A 24,066-nucleotide genomic window follows, 5' to 3' on the forward strand; every position below is an offset into this window, starting at 1 on the left:
CCTTATTTAGCGGTAAGGCTGTATGGATAGTTGCTAGGGCCCATGCTAGCGAGTAGCTGCTGGATGGCAGCGCCCGATGATTGGTTAACGCGGCTTTCAATATTGATTCTTGATGGCCAATTTTCAGTATGTACTTGATGGCTTGGGACAATATTTCCAATAAATTCTAGAGGGGTTTGCAAATAAGACAGTGCAACTCGCTCAATATTTTTAAAGACTCTGCGTGAAATGGATTCATTCTCAGCGCTAATGAGTACTCCAAATGGGCGTGAACCAAGCCCTGACCTCAGTTGCTTAATAATGCCGTACGCACGCTTTATAGATTCAGGCTGGTCATTAAGATGAACCACAATTTCACCTAAATTCATAATTCCCAGTAGAGGTGCGCTTTTAGTGGTCACTTCCGCATCAATTAAAACAAGGTCGTAGAGTGCGGCTAATTTTGAGAAATAATCATTAAGATTTGAAATGAAGGCCACATCTCGTGTATTTCCTTCACTATGCCTTGGGAAAAGACGCAAGCTCGCAAACTGACCAACTTTTTGAGCGGCTAAATTATGTGGCTCTGTTCCATATAGGAGGTGCTCTACGATCGAGGATTGCGCCCCTAGCTTATAAGCCAATATTTCTTGATTTGAGTTTGCTTTAGCGAAGGTGAGTAGGACATTGACACCTTGTTGTGCTAATGCTGTGGCTATATTTGAAAAGACGCCGGACTCATCTTTTTCTCCGGTTGCGGTAATTAAGGAGATGACGCGCTGCTTTGGGCCATTCATCACTTTGCGCAAGCTATCAGCTTGATCACGTGAAAAATCAAGCATGGCTAACTCGATATTCTCGTTCGCTATTGGCAACTATGTACGGCAAATCGTCATCACTGAGACTCGATAGGTCAATGCGACCTCTATTGGTATTGAAAGCCTGAAAAAGAATATCCTCTTTATTCATTAGTTCAATATCCTCAGGAACTCGTTGACCATTTGTAAGGTAATGCACCTTTAGCTTGTGCTGCATCACGACATTGAGTACGCCACCCAAGGTTACTGCCTCGTCTATTTTGGTAATAATGCATCCATCAAAACCTCTACCAAGGTAGGCTTTAGTAACGTCATTCAATGTTTCAATCGCATTACCGGCATTTAGACAGAGTAATTTTTTTATGCGACTATCTGCATTAAAGAGCATGGTGAGTTGCTCACTTACCATGGCATCTTTTTGGCTAAGTCCGACTGTATCGATTAATACCGTATGCTTTCCTTTGAATTCCCGTAGTGCCAACTTGAGATCTGCCTCATCTTTGACTGCATGAACCATCACTCCTAATATCTTGCCGTAAATACGTAGTTGCTCGTGACCACCAATGCGATATGCATCAGTGGTGATAAGGGCTAAATTTTCAGGACCATGTTTCATAACATAACGAGCTGCCATTTTTGCTACGGTCGTCGTTTTGCCAACTCCAGTTGGGCCAAGCAAGGCAAATATGCCGCCAGAATCCAGAATTTCAGCTTCATCACTAATTACTTGTATATTTCTTGAGATCAATTTTTTTGCCCAGGGAAGAGCTTCACCTTGAGAGTAATCGCTTGGGCATTTATCTGTAATTCGTTTTGCTAAACCAGCGCTAAATCCTGCTGACATCATTGTGCGCAACAATTCTTTTTTTACCGGGTTACGGTGTTGTGTAGTGCCCCAAGATATTTCGGTCAGCTGACTTGAGAATAAGTCACGCATTTGACGAATTTCATCGACTACAGCCGCGATTTCTGGTGTTTTAGATGGCTCATTTTTTTGGGTCAGAGGCCTTGAAGGGGGTACGTCTGCCTGAATAGTTTTACGCAAGCTCGGCTTAATATTAAAAATAGTAGCTAGTTCCTGGAGCTTTTGAGTATCTACTTTTTTTCTGCTGAAATTGATTGGACTGGCCTGCGTATGAACAATACCCACTTCAAATTGATGCTCTGCTTTTGCATTAGGGGTTACTTTTGCACTATTGATTAAATGATTCATTTCCTCGCTGTGCATTGCTAATATTTCATTTCCGCCAGCTACCAAGCGGTTTGAGATGATGGTGGCATCTTCGCCTAGTTCGTTTCGAACCATGTTCATTGCTTCACGTGAACTTTTGGCCAGGAATCGTTTGATGTTCATGCTGCACCTCCAATGAGATTAGTAACGCGGATTGTTTTTGAATCTGGTAATTCTTCATGAGAAAGTACGCGCAAGTTTGGGATGACGCGTCTTAGAAATTTAGCCAAAGTAGTTCGCAATGGCGCTGCCACTAATAGCACTGGAGTAAACCCCATCTGCTCTTGTAGTCGTGAGGCTTGCTCTGCTTGTCGAGCTAATGTTTGGGCAAGGCCAGGCTCAATAGAGCTTCCCTCATTATTGTTTTGCATTGCTTGCATGAGTAGGCGCTCTAATCCGTTATCTAATGAGATAACAGACATTTCATTAGTATTTGGAAATAGCTGCTGCACAATAGCTCTGCCAAGGCGGATGCGTACCTTGCTAGTCAGCTCGGTAGCATCTTGGATTTGATGTGCATTTTCTGATAAGGCTTCCACGATGGTACGCATATCCCGAATGGGTACACCTTCCACCAGCAAGTTTTGCAATACTTTTTGTAAAGTTCCAAGGGGGAGCATTTTGGGTATGAAGTCTTCTGCAAGCTTGGGAGACTCTTTGGCAAGCATATCCATCAACTGCTGCACTTCTTGCCGTCCTAGTAGTTCAGAGGCATTCATGCCAATAACGTGATTGAGGTGAGTGGCAATCACCGTACTGGCATCCACCACGGTATACCCCATACTTTGTGCTTGTTCACGCATCTTGTTATCAATCCAGGTGGCTGGCAAGCCAAATGCGGGATCAGTTGTGACTGGGCCAGGGAGTTGCCCTTGCACAAAGCCGGGATTAATAGCTAGGAACTGACCGTTAAATGATTCACCGGAGGCTAGCTCGACCCCCTTTAGCTTGATGCTGTAGGCGTTTGGTTTTAATTCTAAGTTATCGCAAATGTGTACTGCTGACGTAAGAAAACCGACATCTTGTGCAAATTTTTTGCGCAAGGCTTTAATGCGCTTTAATAAATCCCCGCCTTGATTAATATCAACTAAGGGCACCAATCTAAAGCCCACCTCTAGACCCAAAATATCTACTGGGACTACATCACTCCAGGTGGCTTCTTTGCCTTCAGGGGCGGGCTCTGTCATTGTTATATCACTGGCTATAGCCATCTTCCGTTCTTGTTTTTCAGTTAAATATGAGATTCCGTAGAGAAGGGCGGCCAATAAAATAAAGGCTAAATGCGGCATCCCGGGTATAAGGCCCATCCCGCCAAGGATGACGGCCGTAGCCTTCAATACCTTCGGGTTTGAAAATAATTGCTTGGTGAGCTGCGTCCCTAGATCTTGACTATTGCCAACGCGTGAAACAACCACACCAGCAGCAACGGAAATAATCAGTGAGGGAATTTGGGCAACCAAACCATCGCCGATGGCCAGCAAGGTGTAGTTCTTTACGGCTTCCGTAAAACTCAGATTATGTTGAACAACACCCACAATCAGACCGCCCAGAATATTGATGATGATTACGAGAATGCCGGCAATCGCATCACCTCGGACGTATTTACTGGCTCCATCCATGGCGCCATAGAATTCTGCTTCCTGCCCAACTTCGGTACGGCGTTTACGTGCATCATCTTCACCGATGAGGCCAGCATTTAAATCAGCATCAATGGCCATCTGTTTACCGGGCATTGCATCTAAGGTAAATCGAGCTCCTACTTCAGCAATGCGGCCAGCACCCTTGGTGATTACCGTAAAATTGACAATGGTCAGAATGATAAAAACTACGATACCTACGGTGTAGTTGCCACCAATCAAAACATGGCCAAATGCCTCAATGACCTTGCCGGCAGCATCGGGACCATTGTGGCCTTCTGTCAGAACCACACGTGTGGATGCCACGTTGAGCGAAAGGCGCAACAATGTGGTTACCAATAGAACGGTTGGAAAGGCTAAGAAATCGAGTGGTTTTGAGGTTTGCAGACCAATTAATAGCACCATGATGGATAGTGCAATATTGAATGTAAATAGAATATCTAGTGCGATTGCTGGTAAAGGCAAAATCATCATCGACAACAAAAGTACGATGATTAATGGGCCAGCTAGTAACTTGGTATTCAGTTTTTCTGTCCATGCACTAAATGCAATATTACTCATGCAGCTATACCCAAGGCATTGACATTGTGATGGGGATCTAATTCATCGGGAATGTCCATATTGGTAGGTTGATTTGGGTAAGTACCATCGCGACCGTTGTAATTTCGTACTTGAAATACAAAGGCTAAAATTTCAGCGACTGCAAGATATAAGGCCTCTGGGATCTCCTGATCAAGCTCGGTATGTGTATAAATAGCGCGAGCCAATTTAGGCGACTCCAATATGAGCACCTTATTGTCTTTGGCGATCTCCCGAATGCGAAGTGCAACCGCATCCGACCCCTTGGCAATTACTTTGGGTGCTCGCATGCTACCTTCAGCATATTGAATGGCAACGGCGTAGTGAGTTGGGTTGGTGATGATGACATCTGCATTGGGGATTTGCGACATCATGCGGCGTCTCGCCATCTCTCGTTGCTGTTGGCGTAAGCGAGCTTTAATTTCGGGATTACCGTTACTTTCCTTAGATTCCTGCTTTATCTCCTCTTTGCTCATTTTCATTTTGTTTGCATAGTGGTAAAGCTGATAGGGCACATCTAGTGCAGCAACAAATACTAGGGCGCCCACAGTAATCAAGAAGGCGCGAATTAAAAAATCCTCGGTTTGGGCGATGCCTGCATCCAGTGGAATAAGGGAAAGATGAATTAAGGAGGGAAAGTAGCTAGAGATAACCAGATAAGCAACAATACCAACCAAACTTGCTTTAACAATTGCCTTAATGAGCTCAACCAAGGCGTTTGTCGATACTAAGTTGGTGATGCCCTTAATTGGGTTAAGGCGATTAAAATTGGGCATCAGGAGCTTGCCACTGAAATTCCAGCCGCCAACCAGAATGGGTGATCCAATAGCAACTGCCATCAGGATCAGCCCTAAAGGAGCGAAAGAAAATAAAACATCGCTCACAAGCTCAGTCATGCGTGTAAGGGGCAAGGTATTGCTAAACGCCATTTCACGATCAAATGTTAGTCCGCTACCCAGTACACCCTTGAGGGTTTTATTAAATTGCCCGCCGAGCGACAACATACTCAGACCTGCGGCAAAAAGGACTGCACAAGTAGCAAGCTCCCTGGAGCGGGGAATATCACCTTCCTCGCGTGCTTTTTCAATACGCGAGGGCGAGGCATCTTCAGTCTTTTCTAAATCGCTTTCTTCCGACACTACGCTTCCTTAGACTTACGTCAATGACTAATAAAGGAAATTGTCGGTGATGGGCCGCTATCTGAATTGATGGAATAAGAGGGTAAAGCCCTCTTTTTATTAAAGTTCGAGAAATTTTTGCCGTTAATAGGTCGGAGTAGCTGACATGGAAATAATATAGAGGGGGTAAATGCTGCGACCGCCATACTGATTTCATATGTTTGATCTTCTATCAATTTGGCGATAGCTGCTGTTGCCACTACTCAGACTGTGCTAGCTCCGTATCCATTTTGAAGTTGTGCATTTATTTTGTGAATTGCAGGCAATACAATGCCCCAACTGAAGTGATAACTGTAGATGGCATCCTTATGAGGATCATTAAACGCGTTGATATTTTGAATTGTTATACGATTCTTGCGGATCAGTTGTGTGTGTGGGGGGGGGTCTAAGCTGAGTGCAACTAAAAACCAAAGCTATCTAATAAATCATCCACTTGTTCTTGGGAGGACACTATATCTTTGGTCTGTTCAGGGTTAATCTGCGGTCCGTTCATGAGGCTTTTTTCAGTATCGTCTTTAGCGGAGCTTGGAGAAAAATCAATGAGGACTTGAACAAGTTGCTGCTCAATTTCTTGTGCCAATACAGTTACCCGCTTAATAACTTGACCTGTTAAATCTTGGAAGTCCTGAGCCATCATGATCTCCATGAGGAGCTCTTTGGTTCGGGTTGTACTCTCTTCTGTTTTTTGAAGAAAAAAAACTGTTTTTTCAGCTGCTGCGCTGTACTCGCTCTGAACTGATGGTACTAAAAGGGTTTCCTCCCAACATTGCTTCAGTTCCCGAGCTTGTCTTGCTAACCCATCTTGCAAGGGGTTAGCAAGGTCAGTGGCATTAAGAACCCTAACTGCGGCTTGCTCAGTCATACGCGCAACGTAATTAAGTCTATCTCGGGCATCAGGTATTTTAGTGGCCACTTGCTCGAGTATTTTATCGAACCCTAAATCACTAAGATTGTCATGGAGCATCCGCGTAACATGACCGACACGATTAAGAATTATTTCATGATCTGTAGCTACGGCTGATGCATCAGGGCTAACTTCAATGGAATCACTCACACTGAAGCCTTTACTTTACTCATTTTTTCAAAGATTTTCACAAGCTTTTCATCCAGGGTTGCTGCGGTGAAGGGCTTGACAATGTAACCGTTGGCACCAGCCTGTGCTGCTGAGATGATATTTTCTTTTTTGGCTTCTGCTGTAACCATGAGAAATGGAACGGTGGATAAATCTGAATCAGCTCTCACTTTCTTAAGCAAGGTGAGGCCATCCATATTGGGCATATTCCAGTCACAAAGAATAAACTCAAAAGTGCTGTTTTTGAGTTTATTTAAAGCAATAACTCCATCTTCAGCTTCATCTACATTAGTAAATCCCAGCTCTTTAAGTATATTGCGAATGATTCTGCGCATGGTGGAGAAATCATCCACTATCAGGAATCTGGTGTTTGGATCTGCGACCGTTGCCTGCTCCATGGAAAAGTCTTTCGAAGGAATTAAATAAGTGGGGTGTAATTGCCCTTATTCGAGTTAGTGACAGTTACGCAAATTGGAAATTATTAACCAAGGTATATCGTTTTAAAACTGAAATCTAAGCAGTAAAATTGGCTTAATTTAGGATATGAATTAGCGTCGGTTGTAGGTCTAAATATCTAATTTGTTGATGCTCGTCCAGACCGATTTAAGTGGCTTATGACTAAGTTGGGTATATCGCCAATACCAGCAATTTGATGTACACCACCAGCGGCAATAGCTTCTTTTGGCATGCCATACACAACACAAGTTTCTTCATTCTGCGCAAGATTAAATGCGCCTGCTTCTTTCATATGCATCATTCCTACTGCGCCATCCTTGCCCATACCCGTAAGAATGATGCCGATGGCATTTTTTCCAACCACTGCAGCAGCAGAGCTAAATAGCACATCAACCGAAGGTTTATGACGATTTACGGGGCTATTGTTATCGATTTTCGTACAAAAATTATCACCAACTCTCGTAACGCTCATATGCATTCCGCCTGGGGCGATATAGGCATGACCAGGCTTGATGACATCACCATCCTCCGCCTCTTTAACGTGGATTTCGCATATTGAATCCAATCTATTTGCAAAGGATTTGGTAAAGCCTGCTGGCATATGCTGGGTGATTAATATACCAGGGCAATCTGATGGCATTTCAGTAAGGAAGGACTTAATGGCAACGGTGCCTCCTGTTGAGGCGCCAATAATAATGAGCTTCTCATTGCTTAAATTTTGATTCTTTAAAGCGGTATTTGGAGTATTTGATTTCCCCAGCTCTATAGATGGTGCTGCAGTAGCTTTTATCTTCGCTTTTGAGGCGGCGCGAATTTTATCTGCAATGAGATCCGAGTACTCTCGGATCCCATCAACAATCGCTAGTTTTGGTTTGGTAACAAAGTCAACGGCGCCAAGCTCTAGAGCGCGCATAGTTATTTCAGAGCCACGCTCCGTTAGGGTGGAAACCATCACTACTGGCATAGGGCGAAGTCGCATCAATCGCTCAAGAAAATCCAAGCCATCCATCTTTGGCATTTCAATATCCAGTGTGAGTACATCGGGATTATGTAGCTTGATCAGATCTCGAGCAATTAAGGGGTCGGGAGCAGTGGCAACTACCTGCATGTCGGGATAGCTATTGATAATCTCGGATAGAAGGCTACGAATTAGCGCAGAGTCATCAATGACAAGTACTTTAGTTTTCATTTATAAGATGGTATTTTGGAGTAAGAGTTCGTACGCAGATTAAAATAATTCAATATCACCGGAAATACTTTTAGTATTGATGTGTTGAGCGTATTTCTTTTCGCGTTTGATGAGTTTGAGGTTGCTGGAGAGCTTAATTTTTTTTACAAAAACTTCGGCAGTTTTCGGGAAGAAATATACTTTGCGGGAATAGGACTCTACTAAATCCTCACCGGTGATTCGTATACCTTCATCCATTAAATATTTGCGTACAAAAATGGCATTACGCTCCCCGATATTTAAGGCGTTAAATCCATGAAGAACGTTACCTCCACCGAATATCTTTGCCTCCAAATTTTCTCGCCGTCCTCCATTTTTTAGGATTTCATTAATTAAAATTTCCATTGCATATGATCCATAGCGCATCATCTCTGATGAGGGGTCATCTTTTTTATGGATAGCACTATCGGGCAACATATAGTGATTCATGCCGCCAATACCGTTTTTAATATCAGTAATACAGGCCGAGACACACGATCCTAGGACGGTAACGATTGCCATATTTTTATTGGTGAAATAATATTCACCCGGCGCGATCTTCACCGCTTCACAATTAAAGGTTTTATCAAAGTAGAGGTTTTGAGAGATCGCTTCGGTAGGGGGGTTTAAGGCTGTACGTTTAGAGAGCATGATGCGTATTTGCTTGCTGTTTTAGTTTGTAAACGGTCTTACCGCAAAGCTTGAGGTCTTCCGACTGATACATAAAATTTTCTGAGTGACCAAAAAAAATTAGTGCATGAGGCTTCATCAGAGGTAGAAATTGATGTAGGATTTTCGTTTGTGTAGTTTTGTCAAAATAAATCATGACATTACGGCAAAAAATAGCGTCAAATGCATTATGAAGCGGCCAGCGATGATTTAATAAGTTGAGATGCTGGTAGCTAACTAAATTCCTCAGTTCTTGACGGATCTTAACAAATCCCTCCTGTTTGCCAGTTCCCCTGAGGAAAAATTGTTCGCGACGATCCTCTGATAGCTTGCTTATGCGATGAGAAGAGAAAATGCCACTTTCTGCTTGTAGCAACACGTTGGTATCGATATCAGTGGCAATAATTTTGACTGGTGGGGTAACGGTTTCAAATACCTCGCAAGCAGTCATGGCAATGGAGTAGGGCTCCTCTCCTGTGGAGGCAGCGCAGCACCAAATGGTGATTGGTGCATTCAGGCTGGCTAGGTGTTCAGCCAGAATGGGGAAATGGTGATTCTCGCGGAAGAAGGAGGTTAAATTAGTTGTGAGCGCATTAATAAACTCTTCCAGGGCTCTCTGGTTGTGTGTGCCCATCAAGGAATCTAGATACTCTTTAAAAGATCGAATTCCTTGGTTGCGAAGAATGCGACTTAAGCGCCCATATACTAACTCTGCTTTTGTTTCTGCTAGTGCAATTCCTGCATATTGATAAATTAACTTTCTCGCTCTAGTAAAATCCTCATTCGTAAAATCAAATTCTCGGTCAGATTTATTTAAAATATTCATAGCATGAACTTGCTTAACTTAATCTCTTTGACGATTAAAATAATTCCCAATCGGCATCTTCGGTTGAATTTTTTGTTGCCGCTGAGATGTGAGGTTTAGCCAGTTTCTCGGCTACGGCTTCGCTTCTAAACGTGGGGCGTAGAGTTTCTCGAGATGGGCGATGATCGTCACCCTTGACGGTAAATTGACTAACTGACTGGGAGAGCATATTAGATTGCTCCATAAGAGATTCCGCAGCCGCTGCAGCTTGTTCAACTAAGGCAGCATTTTGCTGGGTAACGCTATCCATTTGACCAACCGCATTATTAACCTGATCAATTCCCGAGCTTTGCTCTAACGAAGCAGCGGTAATTTCTGCGATGATATCGGATACACGCTGGGTAGAAATTACAATCTCTTCCATAGTTTGACCCGCCTTTTCAACTTGATCGTAGCCTTGGGCAGTATTTTTTACTGAGGCACCAATGAGCCCTTTAATTTCTTTAGCAGCTGAAGCAGAGCGCTGCGCAAGATTTCGCACTTCAGCGGCCACCACAGCAAATCCACGACCTTGCTCACCTGCTCTGGCTGCTTCAACAGCCGCATTCAAAGCCAAGATATTGGTTTGAAATGCAATGCCATCAATTACAGAAACGATATCTTCAATTTTGCTGGCACTATTATTGATGTTGACCATGGTAGCAACCACATCTTTGATTGCTTTACCACCTCGAAGCGCAACTTCCGAGGCGGTAATGGCGGATAGGTTAGCCTGTTTGGCATTTTCTGCATTTTGTTTAACTGTTGATGCGAGCTCTTCCATACTCGAGGCGGTTTCTTCTAAAGACGCAGCCTGCTCCTCTGTTCGTTGAGAGAGATCTGCGTTTCCGATGGATATTTCCTTGGTGGCGGTATTAATTGTTTCGCTAGCATCTTTAATTTGCGAAATAATTTCTTCCATACTATCGAGAAGTTCATTGAGGCTATTGCAGAGAAGCCCAATTTCACCGGTCTTTCCACTCATGGGGATTCGCAGTGTAAGGTTATTATTCTTTGCCGCCATCACAATGGTTTGTATTTCCTCCACATAATTCATCAGAATTTGCTTATTTACAGCATGATGGTCTGCCTCAAGGCTTAAGGCAGCTTGCGCGGTAGTATCAAGCGTAGAATTAATGCGCTCAACCATAATTTTGAAATCACCTTGATGTTGTTCGGCGTGAATACGCGTATTCGTATGGCCCTCGATAACGGATTTTTCTAAAATCTGGGTATCGAGATATAGTAGTTTGAATTTTTCCTGTATAGATTTAATGGCTGCAAGAGCGCTAGAGTGGTCGCCATGCTCTAGCTGAATCCTAAAATCGAGATCTCCACTGGCGATGCGATTTAAAGTTTTGGTTAACTCCTCCGGTTCACCACCCAAGCTTCGTTTGAGAGATTGGGTAATATTGAATCCAAACCAAGTCATTACTCCAAAGCTAGAGAGTGTTATTAATAGGCTAATAATTAGGGCGCTCTGAAAGCGGCTGACGCTCTCCCTATACGCTTCAAGTGCAAGATCAAATTGAAGCTTTACCAATCCATCAATCTCTAGGTTGGCTCCATTAATTAATTCGGTAATATGCGAGCTTAATTTAACTGCCTCATTCACATTGTTACCCTGTATATACACCATCGCTGGTTTTAAAACAGTATTAAGTAATTTTGTATAACTCTCAGAAAATTTCTTAGCCAATAACTTCTCTTCAGGCGTTAAGGCTGTAGCTAGAAAATTTTTCCACAATCCATCCGATGAGGATATATTCTTTTCTAAGATGCCCATCAATTGGAGGGTGCCCTCAGATTCAGGCGAACCAGCCATTGGCTTACTGTCATAAATGGCAGATTTTAGTAAATTTTGGTCATCCAGCAAAAGGCCTGAAATAGCATTTAAATTACGAATAGGAACCATCCGATCTTCGTAAATCGATTTGATATTTTCTGCAGAATGGTAAAGCCCAATATTGGCCAGCATGGTGATAGCAGCCATAGCTAGAGTGGCAATGGCAACAATGCCCATTAATTTTTTTCTCGCGCTCAAATTTGAGAACATGATGATTTCCTATAAATTACTAAAATGATGGCGGTCGATTGATTAAATGACGGCCGCTGATTCGAACAATGCCATTTCGTGGCTATCCATTAGCTGCTCAATGTCGACAAGAATGAGCATCCTATCCTCGATACTGGCTAGACCTATGATGTATCTGGTATCGATGCCGGAAACAATGTCCGGTACAGGGCGAATTTCGTTCACACCAAGATGCAATACATCAGATACCCCATCTACAACGATGCCAACAATGCGATCACTCATATTTAAGATGATCACAACGGTAAATTCATCGTAAGCGATTCTTTCAAGGTGAAACTTGATTCGCAAGTCAACGATCGGAACTATATGTCCCCGAAGGTTGATAACACCTTTAATAAATTCTGGAGTATTGGCAATACTCGTCACAGAGTCGTACCCACGGATTTCCTGCACCTTCAGAATATCGATGCCGTATATTTCACTACCAAGTACAAAAGTAAGAAATTCTTGGGATTCTAATGATGGGTTGGTCATCTTGTTGTTTTCTAATTCACCGTTCAGATTCATTGAAAGGCGCCTTCTAATTGATTGTGTTGACCCATCTTGAGAATGGCTGGTACGTCAAGAATTAACGCTACCGAGCCGTCGCCCATAATGGTTGCGCCAGATATGCCCTGAATTTTTTTAAAATTAGTTTCAAGACTCTTAATGACAACTTGCTGTTGACCTACTAGACCATCAACAAATAGCGCTGCTTTATTGCCCTCCGCTTCAATAATGACGAGAACGCCATCAGCGGGATTTTTAACTAGGGTTGCATGATTAAAAATTGCGTGCAACGGGATTATTGGGAGATATTCGCCTCTCACATGAATCATTAATCCCTCGCCAGCCACGGTATTAATATCTTCTGCTCGCGGTTTCATGGTTTCGATGATTAAACCCAATGGAACGATAAAGATATTCCCCCCTAATGAAAGGGACATTCCATCCATAATGGCCAACGTTAAGGGCATTGAGATGGATATGGTTGTTCCATACCCAGCAGAAGATTTAATTTGGATGCTACCGCCAAGTGCAGCAACATTTCTCTTGACTACATCCATGCCAACACCGCGACCCGATACATCGGTAATGGCCTCAGCGGTTGTGAATCCAGGCGCAAAAATCAACTGCCATACATCTTGATCTGAGGCATCATCGGACACGGGGATGCCATTTTGATAAGCCCTACTCAAAATGCGCTCACGGTTTAATCCTGCACCATCATCGCTTACCTCGATGACGATATTACCGCCCCGATTGGATGCCGAAAGAGTGAGTCGACCAGTTTCATTCTTGCCTTGTGATTTCCTAATCTCTGGTAATTCAATGCCATGGTCGATGCTATTTTTAACGAGGTGCGTTAGTGGATCGATAATGCGCTCAATGAGGCCTTTATCTAATTCCGTACTAGCACCGTCGGTAGCAAGTTCAATTTTCTTATTTAACTTTCCAGCTAAATCACGAACTAGCCTGGGGAATCGTGAAAATACATACTCCATCGGCATCATCCGAATGGACATTACAGCTTCTTGTAGGTCACGCGTATTGCGATTCAGTTGGCCAATGCTTTGAGCAAGTATTTCATTCTCTGTGGGATCTAGTTGCATTACCTTTTGCTCAATCATTGCTTGGGTGATGACTAGTTCGCCGATAAGATTAATGAGTTGATCTACCTTTTCGATGCCTACACGAATTGAAGCTGCCTCTTGAGTAACTAAGGTCTTGGGATCCAATTTTTTTTCTGGGCTTACATCATTAGATGAAACTCCCACTTCTGGTATTACGTGTGCTTGAGGTATGGGGGCGGTGGTATCTACAAATAATTCAAAACCATCTTCCTCACCCTCAGCTGTTAATTTAGAATCTGACTCTTGAGTAGTTTCAGTAAGGATGAGATCTTCCGGCTCAACAATAAAAGAGCAGATAGATACAATACTTTCAGGTGTATCGCTTGTATCGAGTGAAAATACGGTAATACCGTTTTTCATTTTGATATGACTGACTTTTCCTAATAATTCTAGTTCGGCATGGAGATTGAGAACGTCATTATCTTTGATCGTTGGTAATTCAAGTCGAAAGTATCGGATGTCCGCAATAATTTTAGCGCCCACATCTCTCTTTGCATTTGTGCTGTATCCAGATTCCTCAATATTCGTAAGGGCCTGTAATTGCATCTTGATTTGTGCTTCAGCATCACGATCTACGGAGTCTCCTGAGCGATAGCCATTCAATTGTGACTGGATAACATCTTTTGCCATAAGCAGGGTGTCAATATGCTGCTGCGTGACAGTAATTTCATGGTTGCGTATTTTGTCCAATAGATTTTCAAAGATATGGGTGAGTTCAGTTACATTATTAAATCCAAATGTAGTGGCGCCGCCCTTAATCGAATGCGCAGCCCTAAAAATGGCATTGAGATTCTCCATATCAGGATCTTCGACATTGAGTGATATGAGGTGTTGCTCTGCTTGTGCGAGCAGATCCTCAGCCTCTTCATAAAAGGCTTGATAAAACTGGCTCATGTCGATAGTCATAACTGTCTATATCTCAGGCGTTAGTTAATCACTTTTTGAATCACCTCAATCAGGCGGATGGGGTCAAATGGCTTTATTAGCCAACCAGTTGCTCCTGCTGCCTTCCCCTTTAACTTCATGTCATCACTTGATTCTGTGGTGAGCATGAGAATGGGGGTCTTTTGATACAAGGGCAATTCCCGTAAATTTTGAATGAGGGTGAGGCCATCCATGATTGGCATATTCTGATCTGTTAAAACCAAATCTACTTGCTGCTCATTTGCTTTTTCAAGCGCATCCTGACCATCTAACGCTTGGATTACTGTGTACCCAGAGGATGTGAGCGTAAATGCAACCATTTGCCGCATTGAGCTGGAATCGTCTACCACTAGTATTATTTTCGACATTGAGTACTCGTATACACGGATGGATTTGAACCTATAGAAAATATCGCAGGTAGCGTGATATCAATTGATGGAATAGAGGTCATAGTTAGTCTTAATTTTCCTTTCTTGGATTGCTATCAACACTTTTAGCCGCCTTGCCTACCTCTTCGGCTGAGGTGGCCTCGATGACTGCGCCATCTCTTTCTACGCGTTCTTCAGCCCCCTTATTCATGACGATGATGGAAATTCGTCGATTCACTGGATTTAAGGGATCCTTTTTGTCTAATGGAATAGCCGAAGAAACCCCCAGCACTTGCAAGATCTTTTTTTCATCCATGCCGCCGTAGACTAATTCACGGCGAGAGGCATTTGCCCTATCAGCCGATAACTCCCAGTTGCTATATGATTTTTCACCATTAGGGTAGGGCAGTGGATCCGTATGACCGGATAGGCTAATTTTGTTATTTACGCCATTAAGAGTTTTCCCAATCAAGCGTAATAGATCGCGTGCATAAGGTTGCAATTCAGCCTTCGATTTATCAAACATGGGTCGATTTTTCTCGTCGACAATCTGAATTCTCAATCCATCTTGCGTCAAATCTAGTAATAGCTGGTTTCTAAATTTACTTAATTTAGGATCTGCATCAATTGCTGCTTGTATTTTTGCTTTAAGTTGTTTTAATACTTCAAGCTCAGCTTTTGCTTGTTCAGCTTTACTAATATTGACGTTGGTTTTTTGGGTTAAGACATTTGAATTTTTATTAACTTGACCATCTTTTTTAGTAAGGTCTTTCCCTCCACCATTTAATATGCTGTCAGCTGATCCGGCGCCCGTGCCACCTGCTAGAGCAACCTTTAGTGGAGTTTTGAAATATTCAGCAATACCCTGAAGATCTCCTTGCGCTGTAGAGCCAAGCAACCACATTAGTAAAAAGAAAGCCATCATCGCCGTCACAAAGTCAGCGTAGGCGATTTTCCAAGCGCCACCATGGTGACCAGCCGCCACTTTCTTAATCTTTTTTACAACGATCGAGGGTTTTTCGTCTGCTTTTGCCATTGATCTATTTCAGTGCCTATGCAGATGGCTTACCTAGACTTGTTTTGCTTAATATGATCTTCAAGCTCGATAAAGCTTGGGCGCTCGGTGGAGTAAAGCACCTTCCGTCCAAATTCAATCGCGATCGTGGGTGCATAGCCGTTTAGGCTAGCTAATAAGACCACTTTGACTGTTTGGTATATTTTGGTGGATTCATTCAGCTTTTGTTCGCACAGCGACGATAAGGGACCTACAAATCCATAGGCTAATAAAATTCCCAGGAAGGTGCCGACTAATGCATGAGCAATTAAAAGCCCTAACTCTGAGGGTGGAATTCCAATTGATTCCATGGTGTGCACAACACCCATCACAGCAGCCACAATTCCAAAGGCCGGTAGCCCATCACCTAATCGTGCAATGCAATGGACGGGCACATGGCCTTCGTTATGATGCGTTTCAATTTCATTGTCCATGAGGTTTTCAATTTGAAACGCATCCATATTTCCTGAAAGCATGAGGCGCAGGTAGTCACAAATAAAGTCGATCAGGTGATGATCATGTAATAAATTGGGATATTTTGTGAAAATGGTGCTTTGCTCAGGATCTTCGACATCTTTCTCAATCGCCATCATTCCATCTTTGCGAATTTTGGTGAGAATATCGAACATCATTGCCAGCAAATCCAAATACAATTTCTTAGTGAATTTAGAGCCCTTGAATAATGTCGGGAAAGCGGCAGCCGTAGCTTTTATAGACTTCATGTCGTTACCGACAAAAAAGGCTCCTAGCGCTGCGCCGCCGATCATGAGCAGTTCAAGCGGCTGAAAGAGGGCGGCAAGATGTCCGCCTGCCATGGCAAATCCACCAAATACGCTCGCACATACGACGATATAGCCAATAATTACGAACACTACTTTTCCTCTTCTAACTCAAGTGACTCAGAGAATATCAATGGAGGCCCGCTTTTAATCCTTGGAATAAAGGCTGATTACGCTCTCTTTATTTATTTATCTCGTTTTTTAATGGCTGATTTGATAAATGTACGTAGCGGTAGTCGTCAATGACTGATTGAGAACCCTTGATGGCGTGATATTCGGAATGGGAAACTCATGGCTAATGAGTAGTGACTGATTGACCATTTCTTGGGATGCTTTTTGCCACAGTGAAGGCATTGCTGCTGGCGATAGGTAGGCAAATATGAGGTCGTAATTACCAAAATTCAGTTTTTGATAATTGCCCAATGTAAATCTAGCGCTTGATCTTTTGAATTTGCTACGAAGGGTGCTAATTAACCACGGCAAAGGGGCTATTTCGATGCCGTTAACTTCGCATTGTGGTTTAAGCTGTGCAATCCTCATGGAAAAGTCACCAAGGCCGCTGCCAATCTCCATGATCCTCAGTTTCTTGTGCGCAGAAACCAGATTTGCAACTGCATCCCACGTGCGTGATTGTGATGGGTAAAAGGGAGCTTGGGTGTGAAAAGTATTCCAGAAGAGGCTGACACTAACTAGGAGGGCCACTAGGTATAAGAAACTTGGTATATCCCATCCAGTCAGCAGGCAGATTACTGGCGGAAAGAGGATTTGGATGTAGCGCCACCAAGAAGCCATTCCCAATATTGCTGTGAGCGCTCCCGCTACTAAACCCTGGCAAATATAGATGGCAAATATTGGTACTTCAGTATGGGTTTGCATCTCATAAAGCTCTTGGAGTATGGCGCAAATACAATAGGCAAATAACTGTATAGATAAGGCCACGAAAATCGGCGGTATACGCCTCCATTTGCTCTGAGTAGGCGGCACAATCAGATCCCCACACCCCGTCCTTGCTCAGCATTCTGTATAGCCAGATTCACTTTGGCAGGTATTTTTTTATATTTTTGATATTTTCCTGCGCGTGATGGGATGTGGCAGAGGTTGCAGCGATAATTTTGATGCAAATCATAGGTATCAACCACAAAGCTGCCGCTACAAGTAGTACATGATTCCATCTTTAACAATTTTTGCTCTACAAATCGAACTAAAGTCCAGGCTCGGATCAGACTTAATACCGGCTCATCGCCAGCCGGCTGCTCATCAGTGAGATCTAAGCTGTGAGATTGCTCTAGGTATAGTTGATAGGATTTGGTGAGGGCATCAATACCTTTGGCGCCTGCGTTTTCTTTAAGGAAGAAATAAATATTCATAAAAATTGAAGAATGAATATTCGGCTGCCACGTTAAGAACCAGTCAGTAGAAAAAGGAAGCATTCCCTTTGGCGGTGAAATACCTCTTAATTCCTTATATAGCTTGGTTAACTTCTCTCTGGATAGGGATGTATGTGATTCCAGCAACTGAAGGCGAGCCCCTAGCTTAATTAGCTGAATAGCTAATTGAAGTTGCTCCGCCTCATTTACTACGCTCTTGACCTTCATGTTTTGATCCAAAAAAATTAACAGATTGCTTCAACAGCACGTCCTGCCATCAGGATGGAGCTATGGGCTAATGCTTGAGCATATCCTTTGGTGTGGCTGGTCAACATTCCCAAAATAGCCTTGTCATCAAATCTAAAGCGCGTCAACATCATATTTGCACTGGATAGTTTGATTAACTGTGAATTGCTTAGGCCTTCAAGTAAGTCGGCGATATCTTGGTTAAGGCCAAGACGATAGATGGCTGAGACTTTATCTGCGCGAATCATTTGTTGTGCAAGCATCAAATAATTTAAGTTGGCATCACGAATTTCCATCATGGTGTCTTCTTGAGATTTGTCGATCATTTTCATATTGGCCTCTTTCGTTTATCAAGTGCGCTTTAATTTCGCAGTACTGACAGTTTTATTCTTTTAGATGATCCTCTAAATGAGTGGAACGCTGTATTTTTCGTCAGAAGATCACGATATTTTTTGTTGGCCATATGGGCTTTAGTTTGTCAGTATTTGTCCTACAAATATTTAGCAAGATGCTTAGATCGTTGAATAAGAACATTAAATTGATGTCGCATTAGTCTTTTTTATATCTTTTTTAAAATTAAGCATCTAAAGTAGTGTTGTTTAGGTAATGGGCCAAGCTGCCATTCCTATAAATTCATGCAAATTAATACTTAAATTGAACGTAAATTTTAATATTTACTTCGCACGTCAAGAAGCCAATGCCACAAGATCCTATTAATCCAAATGTTTCACATCAGGCTGATTCTGAAAATACCCCCCTTAAGCAGGAAAAATTAAAAATTCCATTGGGGGGCTTAGGTTTTTTTGGGAACTACTTTCAGGGTTTTAATTTTGCTCAAGAGTGCGTTGCTAAGCAGGCATCTAGCGAACTCTTGTCTAAGTCATTAACTCAGTATCCCGCAATGGGAGATCATCCGCCATTGAGTTACCAGACTGTTCTTGAAAGTGTTGGCGTTGGATACGGTAGGACCAATGTTGATGGTATCTGGATTGAGGTGAGTCCATTTCTATGTAATATGCTCGGTTATACAGAAGAAGAGCTCTTGCAACTGAGTTATGAAGATGTCACGTACCCAGATGATATTGATCTGCATATAGAGGAGCGTAATAAACTCTTTTCTCGTGAAATTAACCGCATGGAGGTTGAGACGCGCTACATCAGTAAATTTGGCAGTATTGTCTGGATTAATGCCTTTACCTCTGTTGTTTTCGGGACCGATGGTCAACCCCTTTATCGCTCCCACGTCATTATTGATATTACTGAACGCAAACTATTTCAGAGGGCCTTAGGCGAGAGTCAGACTCGAATCAATAAAGTAACGCAATTTGCCCCAGGCATGGCATATCAGTTTCAGATGTTTCCAGATGGTAGTTCTTGTCTCCCTTTTGCAAGCGAACGCATTAGAGATATCTACGGCGTAACGCCTGAACAGGTGAAGTTCGATGCTTCATCTGTATATGGAATGATTCATCCGGAAGATATTGAGAGGATGTATATCTCAATTCAAGAATCCGCCCAATCTCTTAGTGAGTGGTCTGAGGATTTCAGGGTCAATCACCCTGAAAAAGGGCTCCTTTGGCTATCCGGTCGCTCCAATCCCGAAAGAATGGAGGACGGAAGCACTTTATGGCATGGTTTTATTCATGATGTGACTAAGCAGAAAAAAATTAAGTTAGCGTTACTAGAATTAGTAGAGGAGCAGAGCGCTATCTTGCAAAGCAATTTGATTGGCGTGGTTCGCATGCGTAACCGCGTATATCAGTGGGCGAATGATTATTTTATTCACTTGCTTGGCTATGAATCCCATGAAATTATCGGCTCAACAGGTGCCCACATTTTTCCCGATGAAGGTGCATTTATCAACTTTGAGTTAGGGGCTGCCTCAGTAATTCAATCAGGAAACGTGTATCGAACAGAAGTCAAACTAAAAACTAAATCTGGAAATTTGCTTTGGTTTAATGTGGCGGGCTCACTCTATGGCAATGATTCCAACTTAACCTCTTGGGTTTTTGTGGATATTACTACACAGAAACAAACGCAACTGAGCATGATGGAGGTGCAGCAAGCCGCTGAAGTGGCAAACTTGGCCAAGAGTCGTTTCCTGGCCATGATGAGTCATGAGATTCGCACTCCCATGAATGGCATTATTGGTTTATCAACCCTAGCCTTAAATCATCCTGTGAGTAAAGAAGTGGGTGATTATCTCAACAAGATAGAGTCTTCTTCCAAGGCTTTATTGGGGATTCTGAATGATGTGCTGGATTTCTCGAAGATTGAAGCGTGCATGCTTTCAGTTGACTCTGAACCCTTTAGTCTGTCCGCTATGTTGCAAGAGGTCTATGGCCTATTTTCTGCGAGCGCTCAGGATAAATCGATTGCCTATTGCTTAACGGTTGATGAAGAGTTGCCTTCAGGCCTGATTGGCGATGCATTGCGGATTAAGCAGGTACTCATTAATTTGCTGGGTAATGCCGTGAAGTTCACCCCCGTAGGTTTAGTAACAGTTGATGTGGCTTTGGTAGAGTTAAGTCAGTCACAGGCAACCATTCGTTTTGCGATTAAGGATACGGGCATCGGTATGAGTCCCCAAGACTTAGAGAGGCTACTCATTCCATTTAGCCAGGCTGATAATTCGATTACCCGCCGCTTTGGCGGTACTGGATTAGGCTTGACCATTAGTAGTCAGCTCTTAGCGCTGATGGACTCTCGCTTGGTAATTGAGAGTGTTTCTGGTAAAGGTTCTCACTTTAGTTTTGAGCTTACTTTGCCAGTAGTTGCTTATGAGCCAGTGCAGATTCAAATGCAACAACGTCCACGTCAAGCCGGAACTCTAGGCATTAGTTTGCAGGCGCAAGGTAAGGCATTGGCTGGCACCAAGATATTGGTGGCAGAAGATAACCGCATTAACCAACAAGTGGTGGCAGAGTTCTTAAAACTTTCTGGGGCCAGTGTAGATATTGCCAATAATGGTATCGAGGCTTTAGGTCTCTTAGCTAAAAATACCTATGATGCCATCTTGATGGATGTGCAAATGCCTCAGATGGGGGGCTTAGAAGCCACCGCCCAAATCAGAACGAAGCCTGAGTATCAATCCTTGCCGATTGTGGGCTTAAGTGCGGGCGTTACCCAAGAAGAGCGCAATGCCTGCCTGCAAAGTGGCATGAATGATTTTTTGCCTAAACCAGTCAATCCCCAAGATTTAGTACAGACGCTCAGTAATTGGGTGAATCTACCCGAAGAGATGAGGAGCGCTCAAGTTGCAGCCATAATAAAACCAAACCCTCCATTAGACCCCACCTTTCCACATGGCTTAACTCCAGTCAATTTAGTTAAGTTACCTGGTTTTGATGTAAAAAATGCTTTAGCCATGGTTGGCGATGAGTCTTTGGTTATGCAGTTGCTGCGCATGTTTTATGAGGATACGCAAGAGACCGCGCATGAACTTTCTCAAGAGATTGAGCGCGGGGATTATGTGGCAGCGCAAAAGCGGGTACATAGCCTAATCGGCTCCGCCGGTATCTTGGGTGCCGAGTCACTGCATACGGTAGCCGAAATATTTGATAGAAATTTAAAGCAAGGGCATTTTGATCGCTTTGCGTACGATGCGTTTACTGCTGAGTTGGAGAGTACGCGCATGGCTTTGGATTTGTTTTCACGAGCTGCGATTGAGCAAATACAGGAAGAAGCTTTACCGGTATCTGTCAAACAAAATCCACGTGGTCTTATGGGCCTTTATATTTTACTGGCAGATGACTCCCATTTTGCAAGAGAGGCTCTCAAGGAATTTTTAGAGCTCTCCGGTGCTAAGGTAGATCTTGCCAATAATGGGATAGAAGCATTAGATCTTTTATCAAAAAATGTTTATAGCGCAGTCTTGATGGATGTGCAAATGCCGCAGATGGGTGGGCTGGAAGCGTGCAAACTCATCCGCCAACAAGCGCAATTCACTCACCTACCCATTATCGGTCTGAGTGCCGGCGTTGCTGAGGAGGAAGGTGTTGAATGCAAGGCTAGCGGCATGAATGATTTTGTACCCAAGCGCGTCAATCCCCAAGATTTAGTACAGACGCTCAGTAATTGGGTGAATCTACCCGAAGAGATGAGGAGCACTCAAGTTGCAGCCATAACAAAACCAAACCCTCCTTTAGACCACCCCACCTTTCCACATGGCTTAACTCCAGTCAATTTAGTTAAGTTACCTGGTTTTGATGTAAAAAATGCTTTAGCCATGGTTGGCGATGAGTCTTTGGTTATGCAGTTGCTGCGCATGTTTTATGAGGATACGCAAGAGACCGCGCATGAACTTTCTCAAGAGATTGAGCGCGGGGATTATGTGGCAGCGCAAAAGCGGGTACATAGCTTAAAGGCTTCGGCAGCTACGCTAGGGGCCACTGAACTTCGTCACATTATTGATGCCTTAGAGCGGGACCTTCGAATTCATAACGTCTACCCCGTGAATTATGAGCAGTTTTTAATCATTTTGCAGAAAACCCGTAGCGTATTGGCGAATAGCTTTATTTAGTCGAGCTAGTTAATGCAATATTGATTACGGAAATTCTCTCTTCGGATGAAGGGTGAGATTTTTAAGATGAAGAATAAGGCCTTAATCAGACTCTTTATTTCTAATTCAGAATCCTTTAGCATGGCCTGAGATGACACTCGATGACTAATTTATTCTCACTGCTGAGTTGTTGGTGAAAATTTTTTTCTGTTAATATTAATTTAGTTGCAGGTTGTTTTTGAGCCATTCGTAATGCAGTTTTTGCCATTGGAGTAGATGGTTTTGTTTCCATTAGTTATCGAACTTGGGCCGTTAGAGTAGTACGTCATACTTCCAGATTGTGTCGTAACTAAACCATTTGGACCGTTGGCGATGGTGCCATTTTGAGGCTGCGTTGGGATATTGGGAACGATTAGTAAATTATTGTTACCGGGATTTTGACCTCGTCCATCCAGTCCGGCTGAATGCGCATTTGTAGTGATGGCAAGTAGGGATGTGAAAGTGGCAAGATATAAGAATTTCATAAGGACTCCATTTTTTTAGTGTAGCTAAGCTATGCCTAGGATTCAACTGACTTAGTTATTGTATGCGCTTCAAGCGTAATTTTAGGTAAGAAATTAATGGGATAAATCCAATGTCGTTAATTTTGGCTAGGGTATTGATAGGTTATGGTCATCACAACCTAGTACTAATTTAATTTTGTAAGAATGCAAATATTAGTGTTGCGTAATTATTTTCTCCATTTTTAAAAGTAGGTCATGTGTATTCAAAACTCATTGCTGAATTAGCCATTGCCAATGAAGAGCTGCTGTTCCAGAACGAAGAAAAAGAAAAACGAGCTGCAGAGCTTTTAATCGCGAATGAAGAAAAAGCCAAACGTGCTGCAGAGCTTCTTTATGCCAATGAAGAGCTGCTATTCCAGAGTGATGAAAAAGAAAAACGAGCTGCAGAGCTTTTAATCGCGAATGAAGAAAAAGCCAAACGTGCTGCAGAGCTCTTAATCGCGAATGAAGAAAAAGCCAAACGTAGCTGCAGAGCTCTTTAATCGCGAATGAAGAAAAAGCCAAACGTGCTGCAGAGCTCTTAATCGCCAATGAGGAAAAAGCCAAGCGGGTAGATGAATTACTTATTGCCAATGAAGAAAAAGCTAAACGCGCTGCGGAGCTCCTTTATGCAAATGAAGAAAAAGCCAAGCGAGTAGATGAATTACTTATTGCCAATGAAGAAAAAGCCAAGCGGGTAGATGAATTAGTTATTGCCAATGAAGAGCTGCTATTCCAGAGTGAAAAAAAAGAAAAACGGGCTGCAGAGCTCTTAATTGCGAATGAAGAAAAAGAAAAACGAGACTGCAGAGCTCTTAATCGCGAATGAAGAAAAAGCCAAACGTAGGCTGCAGAGCTTCTTCATGCCAATGAAGAAAAGCCAAGCGGGTAGATGAATTAGTCA

At 42.9% G+C, this 24,066-nt stretch carries 21 protein-coding genes; 2 read left to right on the plus strand and 19 right to left on the minus strand.

Annotation, left to right across the window (positions count from 1 at the left end):
• Positions 1-2 precede the first annotated feature (2 nt).
• From CBI30_RS05370 to flhD, 18 genes are all read right to left on the minus strand, one after another.
• Positions 3-821 (minus strand): MinD/ParA family ATP-binding protein, encoded by an 819-nt coding sequence (locus CBI30_RS05370; RefSeq protein WP_088527284.1) that lies wholly within the window; start codon positions 819-821, stop codon positions 3-5.
• The gene (gene flhF, locus CBI30_RS05375) at positions 814-2,151 is read right to left on the minus strand and encodes a flagellar biosynthesis GTPase FlhF (RefSeq protein ID WP_088527285.1); all 1,338 of its coding nucleotides are present in this window, start codon (positions 2,149-2,151) and stop codon (positions 814-816) included. The genes CBI30_RS05370 and flhF overlap by 8 nt, the downstream gene beginning before the upstream one ends.
• The gene (gene flhA, locus CBI30_RS05380) at positions 2,148-4,226 is read right to left on the minus strand and encodes a flagellar biosynthesis protein FlhA (protein ID WP_088527286.1); all 2,079 of its coding nucleotides are present in this window, start codon (positions 4,224-4,226) and stop codon (positions 2,148-2,150) included. The genes flhF and flhA overlap by 4 nt, the downstream gene beginning before the upstream one ends.
• Positions 4,223-5,383: a flagellar biosynthesis protein FlhB gene (flhB, locus tag CBI30_RS05385; RefSeq protein ID WP_088527287.1), complete on the minus strand. Its 1,161-nt coding sequence runs from the start codon at positions 5,381-5,383 to the stop codon at positions 4,223-4,225. The genes flhA and flhB overlap by 4 nt, the downstream gene beginning before the upstream one ends.
• A 439-nt stretch (positions 5,384-5,822) precedes the next feature.
• A complete protein-coding gene (cheZ, locus tag CBI30_RS05390) occupies positions 5,823-6,476 on the minus strand; it encodes a protein phosphatase CheZ (protein WP_088527288.1) in 654 nt (217 codons plus the stop codon).
• Positions 6,473-6,892: a chemotaxis response regulator CheY gene (gene cheY / locus CBI30_RS05395; protein WP_088527289.1), complete on the minus strand. Its 420-nt coding sequence runs from the start codon at positions 6,890-6,892 to the stop codon at positions 6,473-6,475. Before cheY ends, cheZ begins: the two co-directional genes overlap by 4 nt.
• 176 nt (positions 6,893-7,068) lie before the next feature.
• Positions 7,069-8,139 carry a protein-glutamate methylesterase/protein-glutamine glutaminase gene (locus tag CBI30_RS05400; RefSeq protein WP_088527290.1) on the minus strand — a complete coding sequence of 357 codons (1,071 nt, stop codon included), beginning with the start codon at positions 8,137-8,139 and terminating at the stop codon, positions 7,069-7,071.
• Positions 8,140-8,178: 39 nt separating this feature from the next.
• On the minus strand, positions 8,179-8,808 hold the full coding sequence (gene cheD / locus CBI30_RS05405; protein WP_088527291.1) for a chemoreceptor glutamine deamidase CheD: 630 nt from the start codon (positions 8,806-8,808) through the stop codon (positions 8,179-8,181).
• Positions 8,798-9,652 (minus strand): CheR family methyltransferase, encoded by an 855-nt coding sequence (locus CBI30_RS05410; RefSeq protein ID WP_088527292.1) that lies wholly within the window; start codon positions 9,650-9,652, stop codon positions 8,798-8,800. Before CBI30_RS05410 ends, cheD begins: the two co-directional genes overlap by 11 nt.
• Before the next feature lie 34 nt (positions 9,653-9,686).
• Positions 9,687-11,726: a methyl-accepting chemotaxis protein gene (locus tag CBI30_RS11360; protein ID WP_088527293.1), complete on the minus strand. Its 2,040-nt coding sequence runs from the start codon at positions 11,724-11,726 to the stop codon at positions 9,687-9,689.
• Positions 11,727-11,768: 42 nt separating this feature from the next.
• A complete protein-coding gene (locus tag CBI30_RS05420) occupies positions 11,769-12,242 on the minus strand; it encodes a chemotaxis protein CheW (protein WP_240553506.1) in 474 nt (157 codons plus the stop codon).
• Between the two features lie 29 nt (positions 12,243-12,271).
• On the minus strand, positions 12,272-14,287 hold the full coding sequence (locus CBI30_RS05425; RefSeq protein WP_088527295.1) for a chemotaxis protein CheW: 2,016 nt from the start codon (positions 14,285-14,287) through the stop codon (positions 12,272-12,274).
• Between the two features lie 20 nt (positions 14,288-14,307).
• Positions 14,308-14,673: a response regulator gene (locus CBI30_RS05430; RefSeq protein ID WP_088527296.1), complete on the minus strand. Its 366-nt coding sequence runs from the start codon at positions 14,671-14,673 to the stop codon at positions 14,308-14,310.
• 91 nt (positions 14,674-14,764) lie between these two features.
• Positions 14,765-15,709, minus strand: coding sequence for a flagellar motor protein MotB (gene motB, locus CBI30_RS05435; protein WP_088527297.1), 945 nt, complete (start codon positions 15,707-15,709; stop codon positions 14,765-14,767).
• Between the two features lie 29 nt (positions 15,710-15,738).
• Entirely contained in the window at positions 15,739-16,599 is an 861-nt protein-coding gene (motA, locus tag CBI30_RS05440) for a flagellar motor stator protein MotA (protein WP_088527298.1), read from the minus strand.
• 108 nt (positions 16,600-16,707) lie between these two features.
• Entirely contained in the window at positions 16,708-17,382 is a 675-nt protein-coding gene (locus CBI30_RS05445; RefSeq protein WP_088527299.1) for a class I SAM-dependent methyltransferase, read from the minus strand.
• Positions 17,383-17,492: 110 nt separating this feature from the next.
• The gene (flhC, locus tag CBI30_RS05450; protein WP_088527300.1) at positions 17,493-18,101 is read right to left on the minus strand and encodes a flagellar transcriptional regulator FlhC; all 609 of its coding nucleotides are present in this window, start codon (positions 18,099-18,101) and stop codon (positions 17,493-17,495) included.
• A 17-nt stretch (positions 18,102-18,118) separates the two neighbouring features.
• Positions 18,119-18,451 (minus strand): flagellar transcriptional regulator FlhD, encoded by a 333-nt coding sequence (gene flhD, locus CBI30_RS05455; RefSeq protein WP_240553507.1) that lies wholly within the window; start codon positions 18,449-18,451, stop codon positions 18,119-18,121.
• A 365-nt stretch (positions 18,452-18,816) separates the two neighbouring features.
• Here flhD and CBI30_RS05460 point away from each other — a divergent pair, with 365 nt between their 5' ends.
• A complete protein-coding gene (locus tag CBI30_RS05460) occupies positions 18,817-22,641 on the plus strand; it encodes a response regulator (protein ID WP_088527301.1) in 3,825 nt (1,274 codons plus the stop codon).
• Between the two features lie 200 nt (positions 22,642-22,841).
• On the opposite strand, the gene CBI30_RS05465 is transcribed toward CBI30_RS05460, so the two are convergent.
• Positions 22,842-23,144: a hypothetical protein gene (locus CBI30_RS05465; RefSeq protein ID WP_088527302.1), complete on the minus strand. Its 303-nt coding sequence runs from the start codon at positions 23,142-23,144 to the stop codon at positions 22,842-22,844.
• Positions 23,145-23,380: 236 nt separating this feature from the next.
• On the opposite strand from CBI30_RS05465, the gene CBI30_RS05470 reads away from it, so the two are divergent.
• Complete coding sequence (locus CBI30_RS05470) at positions 23,381-23,665, plus strand: hypothetical protein (RefSeq protein WP_206075571.1); 285 nt, start codon at positions 23,381-23,383, stop codon at positions 23,663-23,665.
• Positions 23,666-24,066: the final 401 nt, after the last annotated feature.

Source organism: Polynucleobacter aenigmaticus (genome assembly GCF_002206635.1).
GTDB lineage: Bacteria > Pseudomonadota > Gammaproteobacteria > Burkholderiales > Burkholderiaceae > Polynucleobacter > Polynucleobacter aenigmaticus.